Origin of the sequence: Streptomyces sp. 142MFCol3.1, from assembly GCF_000424945.1 — a bacterium.
Taxonomy (GTDB): Bacteria; Actinomycetota; Actinomycetes; order Streptomycetales; family Streptomycetaceae; genus Streptomyces; species Streptomyces siamensis.
In genome coordinates this window covers 298,535-317,661 of record NZ_AUKV01000007.1, presented here as the reverse complement: position 1 = coordinate 317,661, position 19,127 = coordinate 298,535, and the positions used below count along the sequence as shown (strand labels likewise).

The window sequence follows — 19,127 nt, the reverse complement described above, 5'->3', positions numbered from 1 at the left end:
CGTCGCCCGGTGCGTACGCGGGCAATTTCCGTGCGCGTACCGACAAGTCGACCCGGTGCCGGGTCGACTTGTCGGGTCACCCGGGCCGTGCCGGACCGCGGCGGGTCCGGAGCTCACACGGGCTGGGAATCACGCGTGCCTGCGTCGCAGCAGGCGGCGACGGCGGGGCTCCTGGTCCGGGAGCCAGCCGAAGGCGAGACAGCTGCCGACGGCTCCGAGGAGGAGGCCGACGAGGAAACCGCCGAGGTTGGAGGTGAGCCAGGTGCCGAGTGAGAGCAGGATGCCGACCAGCGAGTAGAAGAGGCGCTGGGCCGGGTTGAAGAGGATCAGCAGTCCGCACAGCACCATCAGGGTGGGCAGCAGGTAACCCGCCAAACCCTGCATGCCGATGTGCAGGACGACCTTCAGGGAGGCCTTCTCGGTGAGCAGGATCTCCGTTCCGGCCAGGGTGAGCAGCAGACCGCCCCAGAAGGGGCGGTGCGCTCGCCACCGGCGGAATGCCGCCCGCGGGTCTCGCCGGGGCGTCATCAGCAACCCTGGTCGCTGAAGCGGAGCTTGAGGCCGGGAAGCTTGAACACGGCTGCGGTGGTCGCGTAGTTGGTCTGCCGCAGGTTCGCGATGTGCACGGTGTCGGCCTGCTGGCTGAAGACGCCCTTGTTGCCCTGGACACCGGCCTTGCTGAGCGTGCTGGCGTCGTTGCCGATCTCGATGTTGTCGAAGGCCGCGTCTCCCGACAGCTCCGTGGAGTCGGTGGTGAGGTTGCTCGCCTGCACCTTGTCCGCACCGCTGCCCGCGGTGATGAGGAGGTTCGTGCCGCCCAGGTCGACGCTCTGGCACAGTTTGGTGAGCGTCGCGTTCTTGATGGCGGAGGTCACGACGAGGACCTGGCCGCCGGTGTCGCCGGCGTTGGGACTGTCCTCCGCCATGTTGTCGAGGTTGCCGAACTGCTCGAAACCGGTGCCGTTCAGCTCGGTGGCGGTGACCGTGAACGGCATGCCGGAGATGGCGAACTGGACGCCGAGGGCGCCCTGCGCGGTGAGGATCATCAGTCCTGCGGCGACCGCGGTGGCAGGCACCGCCATCACCGCGGCGCGGCGCAGGCGGACCCGCCCGCGTCTGTCCGGGCCGTCGGTCGCGGAACCGCTTACCGGGCTCTCGGGGGTGGAACCGTGGGACGCCGAGGCGTCCGAGGACGAGGCCATGTCTGCTCCCTGTGCACGTTCGATGCGGGTACGGGTTCAACGGCACGTTGTCCTGGCGCGGACAGCGGCTGCGGCGTACGCCCCTCGCGTCTCCCGGCGGGCGCAAGGGCTTTCTCGTCGCGCAGCAGTGGCCGCCGAGGAAGTTACCGGGGGTTACATCCAGGGGTCAAGGCGCCTGTGGGAAAAGCGTGGTGGTTGTGCCGTGGCTGTGAACGGAGATCGGCCAAAAGGTCGCTTCCAAGCTCAACTTCCGTGCTGTGCCTTGACGTTGAGCATTCACCAGGTCTACAACTCTGCCTTGATTCCCACGGACCCGTGGCGCCGGGTCCGCCGCGTGACGCGTGGGTCGCCTCCCGGACGCCGCCCTTCCACGGGTGGTGGTGACACCTCCGGACGCGCCGCGCCTCCTCGTCCACTCCACCCCCCCATCCCCGGCACCGGCACGGTCGCCTTCCCCTGAGCCGTGCCGGCGCCCGGCTGCCGCTGCCGGTCCGTGACGTACGGAGAAGGCGTCACGGACCGGCGGAGGATTCCCGGCGCGCAGGCGACGAGCACGTCCACGTCGCTCGTGCACCCGCTCGCTCCAACCGCTCGCGTCGTCCCGTACGTTCGCGTCGCTCGTGCACCCGCTCGCTCCAACCGCTCGCGTCGTCCCGCACGTCCGCGTCGCCCCGTACCTGCGCGTCGTCCGCACGCTCGCGCCACCCCGTGTCGCCACGCGCCGCCGTGCCGCGGGCGCGTGGGCTCGACGCCGCACCCCGCACCCCCGCACCCCCGCGCCCCGCGCGCGGTCAGGCACCACCCACACCCCTATCAGGAGAAGAGGCACCCCCCATGCGCACTCGATCCCTCCTCGCCGTCGCCGTCGTCGTCGCCGCCCTCTCGGTGTCGGCGACCGTCCCCTCGTCCGCGGCCGACACGCCGGTGCTCACCACCGGTGGCACGGGCGGAGCCCCGGTCGCCGCCGGTGACGTCCTCAACGCGTCCCTGGCGAGCGGCACCGCGGCCACGCTCTACTCCAGCAGCACCGGCACGAGCGGGGTCTCCTGCTCCTCGTCGACCTTCACCGCCACCGTCACCGACAACCCGGCGGCCCCCGGCACCGCGACCGAGTCGCTCACCGGGCACACCTTCGACAGCGCGAGCTGCACCAGCAACGTCGTCGGGGTGCTCGGCGTCACCGGCATCACGGTCGACAACCTGCCCTACAGCACCACCGTCTCCTCGGACGGCACCGTCGCCGTGGCGCCCGCCGCCGGTTCCAGCATCCAGACCACGGTCAAGCTGCGCACCCTGCTCGGCACCGTGACCTGCGTCTACCGGGCGGCGGGCCTGTCCGGTACGGCGAGCAACACCGACAACAGCATCGCCTTCACCAACCAGCAGTTCACCAAGTTCTCCGGCTCGTCCCTGTGCTTCGCCAGCGGCTACTTCACCGCCAAGTACGCACCCGTGTCGGACACCAGCCAGTCGGGCGGCCCGACGGTCCACGTCAACTGACGGCCCGCCGAGCGCTCAGCGGCGTCGCCGCAGCGTGACGGCGACGCCCGCGGTGAGCAGCAGCGCCGCGGCTCCCCCGGCGGCCAGGGGGAGCGCGGCACTGTGGTCCGACGTGCTGTCGGCGGCGGGCTGGAGGTGATCCGGACCGGCCGCGCCGGCCGGTGACGTGGTCACCGGGGTCGGCGAACCGGACGCCGGCGCCGGTGAGGCGGCCGTCCCCGACGGAGCGGGCCGCTTCGCCGGCGCGCCGGTCCGCCCGCTCCCGGGCGTGCTCGTGCCGCCCGCGCCGGCGGCGGGCTTCTCTGTGGGCTCCGGTGTCGTGCGGCCGCCGGACAGCACCACGTCCGAGCACGAGTAATAGGTGTCCGTCGTGCTGGAGTTCTGCCAGATCGTGTACAGCATGTGCCGCCCGGTCCGGTCGGACGGCAGCTTCGCCCTGATGCGGTAGGCGCCGTCGACCAGAGCCGGGTCGGTGGCGGTGGCGAACGGCTTCTCGGGCAGATCGGACCACTTCAGCGGCCGGGACGGGTCGTAGCCCGGCTTCGAGAGGTACAGCTTGAACGTCCCGGTGTGCGGGATCGTCGAGCTGTAGCTGAGGGTGAGGTTCGCGCCGGGGGTCAGACGGGTCGACGGCCAGTCCGTGCGGGCGAGGTCCAGGCCCTTGTAGGCGGGCAGGCCGCCGCTGCACAGCTTGCCGTCGGGGATCACCTGCCGGTCCCGGCCGCCGACACCGGCCACCCGGAGGTTGTCCCAGGCGGTGAAGGGCGCCCCGTTCGCGGCGATCGCCGCCTTGCAGGCCGAGGTCCGCGTCATGCTCCCGCCCTCGGGGGAGCAGGCGACCACCCGGCTGACCGGGGACGTCGGCGCGCCGTGCGCCTGGGCGGGCCCCGCGGCCCAGGTGGCGAGGAGCAACGGAGCCGTCACGGCGACAGCGGCCGCGACGGCGGTGCGGTGGGCGGTCATCCGGGGGTCTCCTCGGTACGTCGGCGAAGCGGTCCGGCCACCGTGCGGGGCGTGCGGAGGGCACTCCTCACCCGGGGCACCGTGAAGTACGGGACCGCGGAGCCGTGCGTTCAGCGGTACGAGGGGCGCGAAACGTGCCTTCCCGGCCGACGCCCGTGGATCGAGGGTCGATCACCGGTCACATCGAGGGTTTCCCCTGTATCCCCCTCACCTTCCGCATGCCTATCGTCGAGCACAGCCGCCCCACAGCTCGCCGGGTCGCTCGCGCGACCTGGTGATCGACCTCGTCGCCCCGGACGGCTCGCCGTACCGCCGAAGTCCTCCAGCGGCTCGGACTCCGCGGACGACGTCAGCGCGACGTACACCGTCGACGCCTCCGGCGAGGCCGCCGACGGCACCTGGAAACCCCGCGTCCAGGACGTGGCCGCCCAGGACACCGGCACGATCAACAGCTGGAAGCCGACCTTCTGACCCGGGTCACGCTGCTGATCTCCACGGGGGGAGGGGCCGGCCGACGCGCTCGCGTGCCGGCCGGCCCCTTCGGTCCGGCCGGTACGGTGAGCGGCATGCCCGCACCCGCCGAGCCCGCACCCTCGGGCAAGCCTGCCGAGTCCGCCCCGCCCGTGGTCGTCAGCAACGTCGTGGGTTCGTTCCCCTGGAGCGTGCTGGCCGAGCGGCACCCCGCGCTGATCCGCCAGGTGCGGGGCGCCTTCCCCTACGGTCCCGACCAGCACCGTGCCCTCGACGCCCTGCTCGCCGAATGCACCGAGGGCGTCGTCGAACCGCTCGGCCTCGAGGCCGCGGACCGGGACCAGTGGCTGGAGTGGGGCCGGGACCGGATCGGCCGGTCCTGGTTCGACGTGCCGTTCCTGTGGTCCGAGAGCTACTTCTACCGCCGGCTCCTGGAAGCCGTCGGATACTTCGTGCCGGGCCCGTGGCAGGGCATCGACCCGTTCCGGCCCTTCAAGCTCGCGGAGCTCGACACCGCGGAGGCCGACGAGGAACTCGCCGCGCTCGACGAACTCGCCCAGCGGCCGGCCGAGGAACAGGAGGTGGCCCTGCTGCACGGCTCGCTGTGGGGCAACCGGGCCGACCTCGGCTTCCGCCTGGGCGCCGCCTCGGGAGACACGCCGACGGCGTCCCGGCTCGTCGCGGACGACGGCGACGAGCTGCGCTCCCTGCTCGACGGCGGCACCCTGTGCCTGGTCGCGGACAACTCGGGCCGCGAGCTCATTCCCGACCTGCTCCTCGTCGACCACCTCCTGCACCACGGCCGCATCACACGGGCCGTCCTGCACGTCAAGCCGTACCCCTACTACGTCTCCGACGCCACGACCGCGGACACCGTCGACGCGCTGCGCCGCCTCGTCGACGCGAAGGGAGCGGCCGGCGAGGCCGGCCGACGCCTCTGGGCGGCGGCGGCCGACGGCCGCCTCACGGTCCGGGCCCACCCCTTCTTCTGCGCGCCGCTGTCCTACGCCGACCTGCCCGACGACCTCCGCCGGGAGTTCGCCGCGGCCGACCTGACCGTCCTGAAGGGCGACCTCAACTACCGCCGCCTCATCGGTGACCGGCTCCACCCCGCGACCACACCCTTCGCGGTGGCGACGGCTCATTTCCCCGGCGCGGTGGCCGCACTGCGCACCCTCAAGTCCGACGTGGTCGTCGGGCTCGACGCCGGCACCGAGGCCGCGCTCGTCGCCGCCGAGGAGCAGCGCTGGCGCACCGGCGGCACGCACGCGCTGATCCAGGTCAGGCACTGAGCGGGGACACTCCGTGACCTTCCTCGGACGCTGCGTCAGGTCAGGTGCAGGGGAAGTGACTTGAGCCCGTTGATGAAGTTCGAGACGAGACGCCGGGGAGGTCCCGCGGTGCCCAGCGCGGGCGCCGCGCGGAGCGTCTCCTCGTACAGCACCCGCAGTTGCAGCCGGGCGAAGTGTGCGCCCAGGCAGACGTGCGGGCCGTCGCCGAAGGAGACGTGCGGGTTCGGCGCCCGGCCGAGGTCCAGCCGGTGCGGATCGGTGAAGACGCGCTCGTCACGGTTCGCCGAGGCGTGGAAGACGACGACCTTGTCGCCGGCCCGCAGGCGCCGCCCGGCCAGCTCGGTGTCCACGGCCGCCGTGCGGCGGAAGGTGAGCACCGGCGGATGCCAGCGCAGCAACTCGTCGACGGCCGTGTCCAGTCCGACCCGCCCCGCGCGCAGTGCCGCGTACGCGTCCGGGTGTTCCGCCAGGGCCAGCAGGCCCCCCGGTGCCGCGCCCCGCACGGTGTCGTTGCCCGCGACGGTGAGCAGGAAGAAGAACATCTCCAGCTCTTCGGGGGCGAGTTCGGGGTCGGCCGCGAGCGTGGTCATCACATCGTCGGCGGGGTGGTTCTTCTTGAGCACGGCCAGCTGGTGGGCGTACTCGAACATGTCCCGCAGCATCGCCGGGGAACGCGGATCGACCGGCTTCCCGTCCGCGCCGGCCGTCGTCGGGCCCGCCTCGTCCGGGTCCTGGTAGCCGATGACCCGCCGCGTCCAGTCCAGCAGCAGACCCCGGTCCCGCACCGGCACGCCGAGCAGGTCCGCCAGATTCAGCAGGGCGTAGTCGTCGGTGACCGCGCCGACGAGATCGCACGTGCCGTCGCCCGCCCGGGCCTCCTCGACCGCCCGCCCGAGCAGCGCACGGGCCCGCTCGCGGGCCACCGCCTCGAACTGCCCGACACGGCGCGGGGTGAACGCCCGGCTCACCAGCCGCCTCAGCCGGCCGTGGTCCGGCGGGTCCTGATTGAGCATCATGCGCCGGATGAACGGCAGGTCGCCAGGGGCCGGATCGCGGATCTGGGTCGCCCCGAGACACGAGGAGTACGTCGCCGAGTCCTTGAGCACCCGCACCACGTCCGCGTGCCGGGTGACCGCCCAGAACCCGGGTCCCGCGGGCCAGCCGAGCACCTCGCGCTCCTCCTGCCAGGCGACGGGAACGTGATCGCGCAGCGCACGGTACGCGGCGTGGGGGACCCCGTCGGCGTACTGCCGGGGGTCGAAGACATCGGGTGGGTCGGGCAGATGGGGCGTCACAGGCGCATCCGATGCCTCCGCCGTGTCCCGCGGGGCCCATGGTGTGGACGTCATACGACCACGGTGACCGGCCCGGTCCGGCGGCGGCAAGGGGCTCGCTCGACATGCCGCGGTGCAGATCCGGGAGGCGGAGGGGCCACCCCTCAGGGGATTCACGCGATGGTGTGATCATGTCCAGGCCCGCGGGTGTCGCCCGGAGGCCGTGGGTAGGGCCCGGCCATGACGCAGCCGTTCCGACTCCCGCACTTCTACATGCCGTATCCCGCGCGGCTCAACCCGCACCTCGACGAGGCACGCGCCCACTCGGTCGGGTGGGCGCGGGACATGGGCATGCTGGAGGGCTCCGGCATCTGGGAGCAGTCCGACCTCGACGCCCACGACTACGGGCTGCTGTGCGCGTACACGCACCCCGACTGCGACGGGCCCGCGCTGTCCCTGATCACCGACTGGTACGTGTGGGTGTTCTTCTTCGACGACCACTTCCTGGACATGTTCAAGCGCACCCAGGACCGTGCGGCGGGCAAGGCCCACCTGGACCGGCTGCCGCTGTTCATGCCCCTGGACCTGTCGACGCCCGTGCCGGAACCGCGGAACCCGGTCGAGGCCGGGCTCGCCGACCTGTGGGCGCGCACGGTGCCGTCGATGTCGGCCGACTGGCGCCGCCGCTTCGCCGTCGCCACCGAGCACCTGCTGAACGAGTCGATGTGGGAGCTGTCCAACATCAACGAAGGGCGTGTCTCCAACCCCGTCGAGTACATCGAGATGCGCCGCAAGGTGGGCGGCGCGCCCTGGTCGGCGGGGCTCGTGGAGTACGCCACCGCCGAGGTCCCGGCGTCCGTCGCAGGGACGCGGCCGCTCCGGGTGCTGATGGAGACGTTCTCCGACGCCGTGCACCTGCGCAACGACCTCTTCTCCTACCAGCGGGAGGTCGAGGACGAAGGCGAACTCAGCAACGGCGTGCTCGTCCTGGAGACGTTCTTCGGCTGCACCACCCAGGAGGCCGCCGAGACCGTCAACGACATCCTGACCTCCCGGCTCCACCAGTTCGAGCACACCGCCTTCACCGAAGTGCCCGCGCTCGCCCTGGAGAAGGGGCTCACCCCGGGCGAGGTCGCGGCGGTGGCCGCGTACACCAAGGGCCTGCAGGACTGGCAGTCCGGCGGCCACGAATGGCACATGCGCTCCAGCCGCTACATGAACGAGGGCGCGACGTCCGCAGCGCCCTGGCAGGCGCCGACCGGCCCCGGCACCTCCGCCGCGGACATGGGCGCGCTGCTGGCCGCCGTCGCCGCGGAACGCCTGCGCGCCTACTCCCACCTGCCGCACCAGCGTGTGGGCCCGTCGCTGCTGCCCGACTTCGCCATGCCGTTCGAGGTGGAGCTGAGCCCGCATCTCGACGCCGCCCGCGGCCGGCTGACCCCGTGGATGCACCGCATGGGCATGCTCGACGAGGGCGTCTGGGACGAGGACCGGCTCGCGGCCGCCGACCTCCCCCTGTGCGCTGCGGGGCTGGACCCGGACGCGACCGCCGAGGCCCTCGACCTCAGCTCCCAGTGGCTCGCCTGGGGCACGTACGGCGACGACTACTACCCGCTCGTCTTCGGGCACCGCCGCGACCTGGCCGCCGCGCGCACGACCACCGAGCGCCTGTCCGCCTGCATGCCGCTGGCCGGTGAGGAGGTGCCCGTCCCGGTCAACGGCATGGAGCACGGCCTCATCGACCTGTGGGCACGCACCACGGGCGAGATGACCCCCGAAGAGCGGCGGACCCTGAAGGACGCGGTGGAGGTCATGACGGCGAGCTGGCTGTGGGAGCTGTCCAACCAGATCCAGCACCGCGTCCCGGACCCGGTCGACTACCTGGAGATGCGGCGCGCCACTTTCGGCTCCGACCTCACCCTGAGCCTGTGCCGGACGGGTCACGGGCCCGCCGTCCCGCCGGAGGTGTACCGCAGTGGACCGGTCCGCTCCCTGGAGAACTCGGCCGTCGACTACGCCTGCCTGGTGAACGACGTCTTCTCGTACCAGAAGGAGATCGAGTACGAGGGCGAGATCCACAACGCCGTTCTCGTCGTGCAGAACTTCTTCGGCTGCGACTATCCGACCGCGCTCGGCGTGGTGGGCGATCTGCTGAACCAGCGCATGCGGCAGTTCGAGCACGTCGCCGCGCACGAACTGCCCGTCCTGTACGAGGACTTCGACCTGTCGGAGGAGGCGCGCGAGATCATGGCGGGCTATGTGGCCGACCTGCAGAACTGGATGGCGGGCATCCTGAACTGGCACCGGAACGTCGACCGCTACAGGGCCGAGTACCTGGCGCGCCGTGCCCACGGCTTCCTCCCGGACCGGCCGCCCGCTCCGGCACTCCCCGTCGGCTGAGGCGGGCCCGTCCGCCCGGCCCGGCGGGCGCTTCGGTGGTCGTCTCGCGGGCCGTGCCGGTGTCCGCCGGGTCGGATCGGGCGGGACGGGGGGCCGCCCTGACCCGGCCCGCGGGGGCGGGCACGGACCGGGACCACCCGACCAAGGGGCGCGGGGAACCGCGCACCCGGCCCCCAGCGGCGCGGTCGCCCCGTATCCGCCGCCCTCACCTGGCCGGGCGGTCTCGACCTGCGCCCACCCGTGCGGGCCGGGTGCTGTCGGATGCGCGGTTCCCCGCGCCCCCTGGGGCGGCGGGCTCGGGGCGCGCTCACGCGTGCGGGCCGGGTCAGGGCCGGCCGGTCGTCCTGCGTGCCGCCTCCTCGGCGGGCTGCCGCACGGCCGATGCGCCGGCGGGCGAGAGCTCGTCGCGTATCGCGTCGCCGGCCGCGAGAACCGCGCGGGCCTCCTCCGGAAGATCCGCGTCGGCCAGGGCCTGGGCGAGGGCGTAGTGCTCCTCGGCGACGAACCGGCCGAGGTTGACGCCCTGCCAGTGCCGCAGCGAGTCGTCGCCCGGCGCCGCCAGGACCCTCCGGAGAACCCCCAGGGTGCTCACGGCTCCGTCGAGTCGCGCCGCCTCCCGCTCGAACCGGGCCTGGGTCAGCAGGGCCGAGACCTGGTCCCACGCCCGCTCCTGGAGCTGCGCGTACAGGCGCTGGGCGCGCAGCGCCTGGGGGAGGTCGCCGAGCCGCTCGAACCCCCGGGCGAGCGAGCCGAGCGGGGACGGGTCGAGGAGCGTCGGGGCGTCCGGCCGCCGCAGCATGCTCTGGTTCATCATGATTCCGTCCAGCCACCGGATCAGCGCCACCCGGGCGAGCTCCGTCAGGCCCTGGTCCAGGGCCAGTTCGGTCCAGGTGAGCAGTGGTTCGTCGGCCGGGTCCGTGCCGAACAGGGACTCGTCGAGGTCCCGCGCCCAGGAGCGCAGGCCGGCGCCGTCCGCGTCCGGTTCGGGAATTCCGCCGAGCCCGCACCAGGTGTCGAAGTCGGTGTCGCGGACCTCGTGGAGCATGGGCAGGTCGGCGGGGTCCCCGCGCAGACCCACCAGCACCGCGGCCAGCCGCAGTTCGTCCGTCATCGAGGACCGCGCCTCGTGCCGGAGCAGTCGGCGGAGCAGGCCGGTGTCACCGTCCGCACGATCGAACTGCGCGGCGCGCAGCGCGACCCGACGACGTACCGGATCCTCGGCCAGCGCGTCCTCGACCGTTAGCTCGCCCGCCCGCAGCCTGGCCAGGTCGGCGTGTCCGCGGGCCAGAACGGCTTCCCACAGGGGTGGGCCGGGCAACTCGTCCAGGAGGCGGTAGGCGAGGAGTTCCTCTCCGTGGATCAGCACGAAGTCGGGCTCGGTGCGCCGCAGCGCCGCGTGCAGCATGCCGACGAGCTCGACCGGGGAGCGCTCGGGGAAGCCCAGGGCGGTGCGCAGTTCGGTCCGCTCGTCGTCGAAGCCGTAGCAGTCGCGGAGCTCGTCCTCGGTCTCCGCCACTGCGGCCAGGATTTTTTCCGCGCCGTCCTGCGGCGACAGCCCGAGGTAGTCGTGCCAGCCGGGCAGGCCGACGAATATCTCCAGTGCCTCGTCGGCGCTCGACCCCACGAGGCCCGAGCCGCCTTCCGAGTCCGCGTACAGCATCGAGCCGTCCGCGCACAGGAAGTAGGTGCCACCGGTGTCGTCCCCGGCCACCACCTCCAGCGGTCCGCCCGAGGCGAGACGGACCGGCTCGACATGACCGTGGGCCGCGCGGCTCAGGTCGAAGCCGAAGGGGAACGCGGCCAGGCCGGCCAGGTGCGGGTCCCGCCGGAGCAGGCGCAGGGCGTCGTCGGTCATGTCACAGAAAGTAACAGCCGCCACTGACACAGGGACTTGACCGGTGTGCGGCAACGGCAAGCCCCGCCGCGTGCCTGCCGGGCACCGTCACGCGGCACGTACCCGCGCGGCGTGCTCCACCGCGGCCCGCGCGAGCGCCCTGATCAGCGGGTGCGGGCGAGAACCGTCCCCGGACAGCTCGGGCTGGAACAGGGTGGCCAGGAAGAAGGGATGGCCCGGCAGTTCGGCGATCCGGACCTGGCCGTCCTGGTCGTGCCCGCTGAAGCGCAGGCCCCGCGCGCGCAGGGTGTCGAGATGGCGCGAGGGGCCGTACGAGCAGAAGTACCGTTCGATCGTCCCCTCCGCCCCGATCAGCGACTGCGCCAGCGAGCCCGGCTCGACGGTGACGGCGGCCTCGTGCCCCACGAGCGAGCACGCGAGCGGCTCGATCAGGAAGTCGTCCGCGTCGGGGTCGTTCTCGGCGTGCGCCCAGCGACCCCCTGCGGCTGCCGGACGTGGCGCCGCTGACGACCCACGGGGCGGGCGAGGAGCCGGTCTGCGTCCTGTTGCCCGCGTCGCATCCACTGGCCCGGCGCACGGGGCTGCGGCTGGGTGACCTGGTCGACGCCCGCTGGCTGGACGCCCCCGGCGCGGGTCTGCCGCTGGCCCACCTGCGCACCGCGCACGGCGGTGCGGGCTTCCGCCCGGCCCTGCGCTTCGAGGGCACCGACCTGCTTGCCCTCACCGCTCTGGCCGCCGCGGGGCACGGCCTGGTCCTGCTGCCGCGCTCGGCCGCCGTCGGCGTGCCCGGCACGGCGGCCGTGCCGCTGGTGGCTCCCCGGCTCGTGCACCGTACGGAGCGGTGCACGCCGGATCGCCGCGGGGCGCGGCGGCCGCGATGGTGGACAAACTTCTCGAACGGTCCTGAAAGTCTCACTCGTTAGTGAATCGTCGCGCGCCGCAGCGCCGGGTAGAGCAAGAGCCGGAGGCGGTCCGTAGAGCAGCTGCCGGAGGCGATCCATGGAACAGGCCGTGTTGCGTCCCAAGCCGATGCCCGGTCAGGAGCCGGGCGCCGGCCGCCCGTCCGGCGGTGGCCGGCGACCGCATGCCGCTCGACGCCGCGGCAGGCGTCTGATGACGCTGCTGTTCAGCCTGTTCGTCGGCGTGGTGCTGGTCCTGTCGGGGGTCGGGCTCGGCACCGTGGGTGCCACGGTGATCGGCATGAGCAAACTGGCGGCCCTCCAGCAGAAGGCGGGCGGGGCGGCGGGCCCCGGGCCGTCCGTGCCGCCGGGTGCCTCCGGGCGCGTCTCCGGTCCGGCCGCCCCCGGCGGTTCCAAGTCGGCGTCGGCGGGCGGCGGGACGGCTCCGGTGACGGAGTCCGCGCGGGCCACGCTGGGTGTCGAGGCCGTCGACGTCCCGAAGGGCGGGGGCGCGCTCGTCGTCGCCGTCCACGTCCCCGGGCCCGGGTACACCGCGGGCCTGGTGCGCGGTGACGTCCTGCTCGCCCTCGGGGAGAGCCGGATCGGTTCGGCGGCGGACCTCGCGCACGCGGTCGCCGCCGCACGCCCGGGTGAGTCCGTCACCCTCTCCGTCCGTCACGCGAACGGTTCCCGACGCCAACTGTCCACGGTCCCGGGCGTCGTGACCTGAGTCCGGCCCCGGCTCACGCGACCCTGAAGTGGCTCGTCAACCGCCCTTCGTCGTCGAGCACATGGAAGGCGAACCCGGGCGGGGCGTCCCGGTCCGCGGCGCCCTCGCCCTCCCAGGGCAGCCGCAGCGTCCAGGTCACACCGGGGCCGACGACGAGCGGCCGTCCCGCGAAAGCGGTGGCCGCCGGCGTGTGCGCGTGTCCGGTGATCAGTCCGGCGATCTCCGGCCTGCGCTCCAGCAGTCCGGCGAGGGCGCCCGGCTCGCGCAGCCGGTAGGCGTCCGGGAGCGGGTGGTGCAGGGCGGCCGGCGGGTGGTGGAAGGCCAGGAGCGCGGGCAGGCCGCCGTCCAGGTCGTCGAGCGTCGCCTCGATCCAGGCGTACGTCTCCTCGTCGAACTCTCCCTCGTCCAGGCCCGGGATGCTGGAGTCGCACATGAGCACGGCCGCGTCGTCGAAGACGTGGAGGCTGTTGACCGGGCCGTCGCCGGCGGGCCCGCCGAGCAGGGCCTTGCGGTAGGGTGCGCGGCTGTCGTGATTGCCCGGGCAGGTGAGGACCGGGAACGGGGCCGTGTCCGGGTCGCGCAGTCCCAGCAGACGGGCCGCCTCCTCGTACTCCGCCTCCGCGCCGTGGTCCGCGATGTCTCCCGTCACCAGGAGCGCGTCCACCCGCCCCGCGAGCCCCCACAGCCGGTCGCGCACCCGCTCGGCCCGCTCCGTCGCCCGCTCGGTCCCGTCCAAGTGAAGGTCGCTGATGTGCGCCAGCACGAGCATGCCGTCCCCCCGTCCCCGTCGTTGAGACCTCGAGGCCCCAAGTTCATCTAATGGAACAACGACATCTAAGCATTACTGCTAATGGCAAGGCAATGCCCGGCCGTTAGATGAAGGCCGGGCGGGGTCCGTACGGAAAAGTGCTGGCCGCCCCGCGGGCGCTGCGTCACCATGGCCGCATGCTGAGCACCCTTCTCGCCTTCCTCGGCGCCTGCACGCTGATCGCCGCGTCCCCCGGACCCAGCACCGTGCTGATCATCAAGCAGTCGTTGCGCAGCCGGCGGTCCGGTTTCCTGACCGTCCTCGGCAACGAGACGGGGGTGTTCGTCTGGGGCGTCGTCGCCGCCTTCGGCCTCTCCGCGCTCCTCGCCGCCTCCGAGGTGGCCTACGGCGTCATGCGCGTCGTCGGCGCCGTCGTCCTCGTCGGCTTCGGCATCCAGACGCTGCGGCAGGCGCGCCGGTCCAAGGACGCCGCGGACGGCGCCGGCTGGGAGGGCACGGAGCAGAGCGGCCGGGCCTCCTACCGGGGCGGACTGCTGCTCAACCTCGCCAACCCCAAGGCGGCCGTCTTCGCGATGTCCTTCCTGCCGCAGTTCGTGCCCGAGGGAGCCCCCCACCTGCCCGCCATGATCGGCCTCGCCGCGCTCTGGGCGGTCTACGAGGTCGGCTACTACGGCCTGTACGTGTGGTTCGTCGGGCGGATGAAGACCGTGCTGTCCAGGACCGGAGTGCGGCGGCGTCTGGAACAGGTCTCGGGCGGCGTCCTGCTCCTCCTGGGTGCGCGCCTCGCCCTGGAGAGCTGACACGAAGGCACCGCAATCGGCTCGCGCACGCCCCACCGGAGGGGCAGGATGCTGCCCGTAGCCCCCTGGGGGACTCCGGACGGTTGGAGGCATGCATGACCGCCACACCCGCGCCCTTCGCGGCCGGTGACTACGAGGCCCGGATGCGGCGTGCGGCCGAGGCCGCCGCGGACGCCGGGCTCGACGGCGTGCTGGTCGCGCCGGGTCCCGACCTGGTGTGGCTGACCGGGTACCGGCCGGTGGAGACCGAGCGGCTCACCCTCCTCGTGCTGCGGCCCGGACAGGACCCGGTCCTGGTCGTGCCCACCCTGGAGGCGCCCGACGCCGCCAAGGCACCCGGCGCGCCCGTCCTGACGCTCCGCGACTGGACCGACGGCAAGGACCCCTACGAGGCGACCGCGCCGCTCCTCGGCCACGAGGGCCGCTTCGGAGTCAGCGACAACGGCTGGGCCCTGCACCTGCTCGGACTCCAGCAGCGCCTGCCCGGCACCCGCTACCAGGCCCTCACCAAGGCCCTGCCGATGCTGCGCGCCGTCAAGGACGCCGCCGAACTGGAGCGGCTGGCCGCGGCGGCCGCCGCGGCGGACGAGGCCTTCGAGGAGATCCGCAAGGTCCGCTTCTCCGGCCGCCGGGAGACCGACGTGGCCGCCGACCTCGCCGATCTGCTGCGCCGGTTCGGGCACTCCCAGGTCGACTTCACCATCGTCGCCTCCGGCCCGAACGGAGCGAATCCGCACCACGAGGCCGACGACCGTGTCATCGAGCAGGGCGACATGGTCGTCCTCGACTTCGGCGGCCTCAGGCACGGCTACGGCTCCGACACCTCCCGCACCGTCCACGTCGGCGAGCCCGACGCCGAGGAGCGCACCGTGCACGACGTCGTGCGCGCGGCCCAGGAGGCGGGCTTTCGCGCGGTGCGGCCGGGCGCCGCCTGCCAGGACGTCGACCGTGCGGCCCGGGCCGTCATCGTCGAGGCGGGATACGGCGACCGGTTCATCCACCGCACCGGACACGGCATCGGCGTGACCACCCACGAACCGCCGTACATGATCGAGGGCGAGGAGCAGCCCCTCGTTCCCGGCATGTGCTTCTCCGTGGAGCCCGGCGTCTATCTGCCGGGCCGTTTCGGCGTCCGCATCGAGGACATCGTCACGGTCACGGAGGACGGCGGGCGGCGCCTGAACACCACCTCCCGCGAGATGGTGATCGTCGACTGACCTGCACCCCCGGCCGTGCGGCAGAGGCCCCGCCCACGCCCCCGAACGACAAGGGCGCGACCATGACCCAGGCACCGACACCGACCGAGGACACCGTCCGCAGACTGGTCCGTTCGCTGCTCGCCTACGGCACGGCGGAGGGAGCCGGTCCCGACGTGCGCCCGGTCGCCGAGGGCGGTGAACACTCCAGCTGGTGGGTGGGCCGGCGCCACGTGCTGCGGCTCGCCCGGGACCGTGACGCAGCCGCGCGCCAGCGCCGCGAACTGCGGCTGCGCGACCTGATCCGGCCGTACCTCGGCGTCCCGGTCCCGGTGAGCGTCGCCCACGGCGAATGGGCGAGCGGACTCGGCTGCACCCTGGACACCCGGCTCGCCGGCGGTTCGGGCGGGGTCCAGGACGTCTCGGCCGTCGGCGAGGCCGACCTGGCGGGCCTGCTCACGGGTCTGCGCGAGGTGCCCGTACGGCAGGCCGAGGCGCTCGGCGTGCCGCGCGTCGCCCCGCGCTCCCTGGAGGCGCTGCGCGAGGCCGCCGCCGGCGCCGCCGAGCAGCTCGCCGCCGCCGAGGAGTTCGACCCGGCCCGGCTCGCCCAGCTCACCGCACCGGCTGCCGCCCAGCTCGCCGCGCAGCCCGGAGCCGCGTTCCTCGTGCACCACGCCCTCAAGGGCGAACACCTCGTGGTCAGCGCCGACGGGCGGGTGCGCGGCGTCCTCGACTGGACCGACGCGGTGATCGGCGACCCGGCCGAGGACATCGGCGGGCTGGCGATCGCCGTCGGCGCCGGGGCGGCCGTCCGCGCCGCCACCCTGGCCGGGTACGGCGCCCGCCCCTGTCTGCGCGGCCTGTGGCTGTCGCGCTGCGACACGGTGATCCGTCTCGCCGACCGTCTGCGGGGCGGCGACGGCAGCCCCGTCCCGCTCCTGCGGACCCGACTGGGCCGCGCCTGGGAGGCGATCATGCTGGAACGGGTCACCGACCTGCGGGACGGCCCCGACGAGTCGCCCTAAGGGGTTTCGTTCGGATCGGGTCGGATCAGGCCGCGGCGTCCGGTGCGGTGCGTCGCAAGGCGGAGGATCATCCGCGTACCGGGCGTACTCGGGTGGTCCGACAACGCGGCGAGGTGCCGTGCCGGGCGTCGCGGACCCGGGCTGATCCAAACGAAACCCCCCAGGGTCACGCCTGGGTCAGCACCACGCACGATTCGCCGGGCACGGTCAACACCCCGTCCGTGTCCGGCGCTTCCACCGGTTCCCACGCCGCCAGCACGCGCGCGTGGCGCAGGCCGAGCGGGATCGCCGCGGGCTCCTTGCCGAGGTTCACCGCCACCCGGACGTCCCCGCGTCTGAGGGCGAGCCAGCGGGCCCGGGGGTCCTGGGCCACCCTGACCGCAGCGAGGTCCGGGTCCGAGAGGTCGTGCTGCCGGCGGCGCAGCGCGATCAGCTCCCGGTACCAGGCCAGCACGCGCGCGTGGAGGGCCTTCTCGGGCTCCGACCAGTCGAGGCAGGAGCGGTCCCGGGTCGCCGGGTCCTGCGGGTCCGGAACCTCCTCCTCGGCCCAGCCGTGCGCGGCGAACTCGCGGCGCCTGCCCCTGCGCACGGCCTCCGCCAGTTCCGGGTCGGTGTGGTCGGTGAAGAACTGCCAGGGTGTGCCGGCGGCCCACTCCTCGCCCATGAAGAGCATCGGGGTGAAGGGCGCGGTGAGCGTCAGCGCGGCCGCGCAGGCCAGCAGCCCGGGGGAGAGGGACGCCGACAGCCGGTCCCCCTGGGCGCGGTTGCCGATCTGGTCGTGGGTCTGGGAGTAGCCGAGCAGTCGGTGCGCCGAGACGCGGGTGCGGTCCAGCAGACGGCCGTGGTGCCGTTCGCGGAAGCTGGAGTACGTGCCGTCGTGGAAGAAGCCGGAGGTCAGCGTCTTCGCGAGCGCCGCGAACGGGTCCCGTGCGAAGTCCGCGTAATAGCCCTGCGCCTCACCGGTCAGCGCGGTGTGCAGCGCGTGGTGGAAGTCGTCGTTCCACTGGGCGTGCAGCCCGAGACCGCCCTCCTCGCGGGAGGTGACGAGCCGCGGGTCGTTGAGGTCCGATTCCCCGATCAGGAAGAGCGGCCTGCCGAGGTCCCCGGAGAGCGCGTCCACCGCCGTCGACAGCTCCTCCAGGAAGTGCAGCGCGCGCGTGTCCCGCAGCGCGTGCACCGCGTCCAGTCGCAGCCCGTCGAACCGGTAGTCGCGCAGCCAGGCGAGTGCGCTGCCGACGAGGAACGCGCGCACCTCGTCCGAACCGGGCGCGTCCAGGTTCACCGCGGAGCCCCAGGGCGTGTGATGGGTGTCCGTGAAGTACGGCCCGAACGCGGGCAGGTAGTTGCCGGACGGCCCGAGATGGTTGTGCACGACGTCGAGGACCACGCCCAGTCCCAGCCCGTGCGCCGTGTCGACAAAGCGCTTGAGCGCCTCCGGGCCGCCGTACGGCTCGTGCACGGCCCACAGCGAGACCCCCTCGTACCCCCAGCCGTGCCGGCCGGGGAACGGGCACAGGGGCATCAACTCGACGTGTGTCACGCCCAGTTCCACCAGATGACCCAGCCGCTCGGCGGCCGCGTCCAGGGTGCCCTGCGGCGTGTACGTCCCCACGTGGAGCTCGTACAGCACCGCACCGGGCAGCGGGCGCCCCGCCCACGGCGCACGCCATGCGTACCGGTCGTGCTCGACCACCGCGCTCAGCCCGTCCGGGCCGTCGGGCTGGCGCCGCGAGCGGGGATCGGGCAGCACGGGGCCGTCGTCCACCGCGAAGCCGTAACGCGTCCCGTGCTGCGCGTCCGCCTCGCCCGTCCACCAGCCGGCCCGTTCCGGGTCGCGCTCCAACGCGCTCGTGGTGTCCGCGCAACGCAGTGTCACCCGGTCGGCCTGTGGTGCCCACACCTCGAACCGCACAGACGGTTCCCCCTTGTCAGCTCACCGTGACGTAATCCGTCCATGGTGCTTCACCTGAGATCAATTCGCTTTCGAATCCACCCTTTTGCCGCGTGTCCGCCGCGCTTGTGTCACAGCCGGGCCGCCGAATCGTTCCGGTCGGCCGAGGCGTCCCTTTCCCCGTTTTCTGGACACCCCGCCCGCCCTGTCCGACAATCACCAGCGTGACGTCGTCTTTCGAGTTCCACACGTACCCCGCGCGGCTGTCCGACGCGGAGCGCGACCGGGCGCTGAAGGCGCTCCGCGACGGCGTCGCCCTCGGTCGCCTCTCCCACGACACCTTCATCCGCCGCATGGAGCTTGCGCTCGCCGCCCGCAGGTCCGACGAACTCGCCGTGCTCACCGCCGACCTGCCCACCGAGGGCCGCTGGGCGAAGCTCGTGTTCGGCACCGTGGAAGCGATCTCCGGCTTCACCGTACGCGTGCGCAGGGCCTGGCAGGCCGAGCGGCTCCCCAAGCTCCAGCTGCCCCACCCCGGGAACCCGTACCCGCTGCGTATCGGCCGCGACCCCGCCAGCGGGCTGCGGCTCAACCACGAGACGGTGTCCCGGGTACACGCCGAACTGAGCCGGCAGGGCGGGCTGTGGGTGCTGCGCGACCTCGGCTCGACCAACGGGACGACCGTCAACGGCCGGCGTGTCGTCGGCTCCACCGTCGTCAAGGACGGCGACCAGGTCGCCTTCGGGCGGATGGCGTTCCGGCTCGCCTCGGACTGACCGGGTCCGCTTCGGAAGTAACCGATTTCCCCAACATCCCCGGTGTTCCGTGGTGTTGACGAACCCTTACCGTCGTGACTGACT

15 protein-coding genes and 3 pseudogenes are annotated in these 19,127 nt (G+C 73.1%); 10 read left to right on the top strand and 8 right to left on the bottom strand.

Features of this window, described 5'->3' with window-relative positions; all coding sequences use genetic code 11:
• Positions 1 to 129: 129 nt before the first annotated feature.
• Entirely contained in the window at positions 130 to 528 is a 399-nt protein-coding gene (locus H305_RS0112815) for a DUF6114 domain-containing protein (RefSeq protein ID WP_199791390.1), read from the bottom strand.
• Positions 528 to 1,202 carry a DUF6230 family protein gene (locus H305_RS0112810; protein WP_028800739.1) on the bottom strand — a complete coding sequence of 225 codons (675 nt, stop codon included), beginning with the start codon at positions 1,200 to 1,202 and terminating at the stop codon, positions 528 to 530. The genes H305_RS0112815 and H305_RS0112810 overlap by 1 nt, the downstream gene beginning before the upstream one ends.
• Positions 1,203 to 2,036: 834 nt before the next feature.
• Here H305_RS0112810 and H305_RS0112805 point away from each other — a divergent pair.
• Positions 2,037 to 2,702, top strand: coding sequence for a hypothetical protein (locus tag H305_RS0112805; RefSeq protein ID WP_028800738.1), 666 nt, complete (start codon positions 2,037 to 2,039; stop codon positions 2,700 to 2,702).
• A 15-nt stretch (positions 2,703 to 2,717) separates the two neighbouring features.
• On the opposite strand, the gene H305_RS0112800 is transcribed toward H305_RS0112805, so the two are convergent.
• A complete protein-coding gene (locus H305_RS0112800) occupies positions 2,718 to 3,665 on the bottom strand; it encodes a lytic polysaccharide monooxygenase auxiliary activity family 9 protein (protein ID WP_028800737.1) in 948 nt (315 codons plus the stop codon).
• A 268-nt stretch (positions 3,666 to 3,933) separates the two neighbouring features.
• Here H305_RS0112800 and H305_RS50510 point away from each other — a divergent pair.
• Positions 3,934 to 4,136: pseudogene (locus tag H305_RS50510) on the top strand (proprotein convertase P-domain-containing protein); the annotation flags it as partial.
• Positions 4,137 to 4,231: 95 nt separating this feature from the next.
• Entirely contained in the window at positions 4,232 to 5,428 is a 1,197-nt protein-coding gene (locus H305_RS0112795; RefSeq protein ID WP_051370556.1) for a damage-control phosphatase ARMT1 family protein, read from the top strand.
• A gap of 35 nt (positions 5,429 to 5,463) precedes the next feature.
• Here H305_RS0112795 and H305_RS0112790 read toward each other — a convergent pair whose 3' ends face one another.
• Entirely contained in the window at positions 5,464 to 6,777 is a 1,314-nt protein-coding gene (locus H305_RS0112790; RefSeq protein WP_078629014.1) for a cytochrome P450, read from the bottom strand.
• A 165-nt stretch (positions 6,778 to 6,942) separates the two neighbouring features.
• On the opposite strand from H305_RS0112790, the gene cyc2 reads away from it, so the two are divergent.
• The gene (cyc2, locus tag H305_RS0112785; RefSeq protein WP_028800734.1) at positions 6,943 to 9,102 is read left to right on the top strand and encodes a germacradienol/geosmin synthase Cyc2; all 2,160 of its coding nucleotides are present in this window, start codon (positions 6,943 to 6,945) and stop codon (positions 9,100 to 9,102) included.
• Between the two features lie 325 nt (positions 9,103 to 9,427).
• Here the strand turns inward: cyc2 and H305_RS0112780 are convergent, their stop codons facing one another.
• Entirely contained in the window at positions 9,428 to 10,957 is a 1,530-nt protein-coding gene (locus H305_RS0112780) for a hypothetical protein (RefSeq protein WP_028800733.1), read from the bottom strand.
• Between the two features lie 87 nt (positions 10,958 to 11,044).
• Positions 11,045 to 11,431 (bottom strand): annotated as a pseudogene (locus tag H305_RS45635) (hypothetical protein); the annotation flags it as partial.
• Between H305_RS45635 and H305_RS45630 the strand changes: the two are divergent.
• A pseudogene (locus H305_RS45630) lies at positions 11,422 to 11,864 on the top strand (LysR substrate-binding domain-containing protein); the annotation flags it as partial. The pseudogenes H305_RS45635 and H305_RS45630 sit on opposite strands and share 10 nt — an antisense overlap.
• Before the next feature lie 92 nt (positions 11,865 to 11,956).
• Positions 11,957 to 12,586 carry a PDZ domain-containing protein gene (locus H305_RS0112765; protein WP_028800732.1) on the top strand — a complete coding sequence of 210 codons (630 nt, stop codon included), beginning with the start codon at positions 11,957 to 11,959 and terminating at the stop codon, positions 12,584 to 12,586.
• 13 nt (positions 12,587 to 12,599) lie between these two features.
• On the opposite strand, the gene H305_RS0112760 is transcribed toward H305_RS0112765, so the two are convergent.
• Positions 12,600 to 13,355 (bottom strand): metallophosphoesterase, encoded by a 756-nt coding sequence (locus tag H305_RS0112760; RefSeq protein ID WP_028800731.1) that lies wholly within the window; start codon positions 13,353 to 13,355, stop codon positions 12,600 to 12,602.
• Between the two features lie 176 nt (positions 13,356 to 13,531).
• On the opposite strand from H305_RS0112760, the gene H305_RS0112755 reads away from it, so the two are divergent.
• The 3 genes from H305_RS0112755 to H305_RS0112745 all read left to right on the top strand — a co-directional run bounded on the left by H305_RS0112755 (position 13,532) and on the right by H305_RS0112745 (position 16,376).
• Complete coding sequence (locus tag H305_RS0112755) at positions 13,532 to 14,155, top strand: LysE family translocator (RefSeq protein ID WP_028800730.1); 624 nt, start codon at positions 13,532 to 13,534, stop codon at positions 14,153 to 14,155.
• A 95-nt stretch (positions 14,156 to 14,250) separates the two neighbouring features.
• A complete protein-coding gene (locus tag H305_RS0112750) occupies positions 14,251 to 15,372 on the top strand; it encodes an aminopeptidase P family protein (protein WP_028800729.1) in 1,122 nt (373 codons plus the stop codon).
• A 62-nt stretch (positions 15,373 to 15,434) separates the two neighbouring features.
• A complete protein-coding gene (locus H305_RS0112745) occupies positions 15,435 to 16,376 on the top strand; it encodes an aminoglycoside phosphotransferase family protein (RefSeq protein ID WP_028800728.1) in 942 nt (313 codons plus the stop codon).
• Positions 16,377 to 16,542: 166 nt separating this feature from the next.
• On the opposite strand, the gene treZ is transcribed toward H305_RS0112745, so the two are convergent.
• The gene (gene treZ / locus H305_RS0112740) at positions 16,543 to 18,288 is read right to left on the bottom strand and encodes a malto-oligosyltrehalose trehalohydrolase (protein WP_028800727.1); all 1,746 of its coding nucleotides are present in this window, start codon (positions 18,286 to 18,288) and stop codon (positions 16,543 to 16,545) included.
• Positions 18,289 to 18,491: 203 nt separating this feature from the next.
• On the opposite strand from treZ, the gene H305_RS0112735 reads away from it, so the two are divergent.
• Positions 18,492 to 19,043, top strand: coding sequence for a DUF1707 and FHA domain-containing protein (locus tag H305_RS0112735; RefSeq protein ID WP_028800726.1), 552 nt, complete (start codon positions 18,492 to 18,494; stop codon positions 19,041 to 19,043).
• Positions 19,044 to 19,127 lie beyond the last annotated feature (84 nt).

Coding starts and splice junctions, on each gene's coding strand:
- H305_RS0112815 (WP_199791390.1), bottom strand. CDS start 528: ATGACGCCCCGGCGAGACCCGCGGGCGGCATTCCGCCGGTGGCGAGCG.
- H305_RS0112800 (WP_028800737.1), bottom strand. CDS start 3,665: ATGACCGCCCACCGCACCGCCGTCGCGGCCGCTGTCGCCGTGACGGCT.
- H305_RS0112755 (WP_028800730.1), top strand. CDS start 13,532: ATGCTGAGCACCCTTCTCGCCTTCCTCGGCGCCTGCACGCTGATCGCC.
- H305_RS0112805 (WP_028800738.1), top strand. CDS start 2,037: ATGCGCACTCGATCCCTCCTCGCCGTCGCCGTCGTCGTCGCCGCCCTC.
- H305_RS0112765 (WP_028800732.1), top strand. CDS start 11,957: ATGGAACAGGCCGTGTTGCGTCCCAAGCCGATGCCCGGTCAGGAGCCG.
- H305_RS0112780 (WP_028800733.1), bottom strand. CDS start 10,957: ATGACCGACGACGCCCTGCGCCTGCTCCGGCGGGACCCGCACCTGGCC.
- H305_RS0112795 (WP_051370556.1), top strand. CDS start 4,232: ATGCCCGCACCCGCCGAGCCCGCACCCTCGGGCAAGCCTGCCGAGTCC.
- H305_RS0112790 (WP_078629014.1), bottom strand. CDS start 6,777: ATGACGTCCACACCATGGGCCCCGCGGGACACGGCGGAGGCATCGGAT.
- H305_RS0112745 (WP_028800728.1), top strand. CDS start 15,435: ATGACCCAGGCACCGACACCGACCGAGGACACCGTCCGCAGACTGGTC.
- H305_RS0112760 (WP_028800731.1), bottom strand. CDS start 13,355: ATGCTCGTGCTGGCGCACATCAGCGACCTTCACTTGGACGGGACCGAG.
- cyc2 (WP_028800734.1), top strand. CDS start 6,943: ATGACGCAGCCGTTCCGACTCCCGCACTTCTACATGCCGTATCCCGCG.
- H305_RS0112750 (WP_028800729.1), top strand. CDS start 14,251: ATGACCGCCACACCCGCGCCCTTCGCGGCCGGTGACTACGAGGCCCGG.
- H305_RS0112810 (WP_028800739.1), bottom strand. CDS start 1,202: ATGGCCTCGTCCTCGGACGCCTCGGCGTCCCACGGTTCCACCCCCGAG.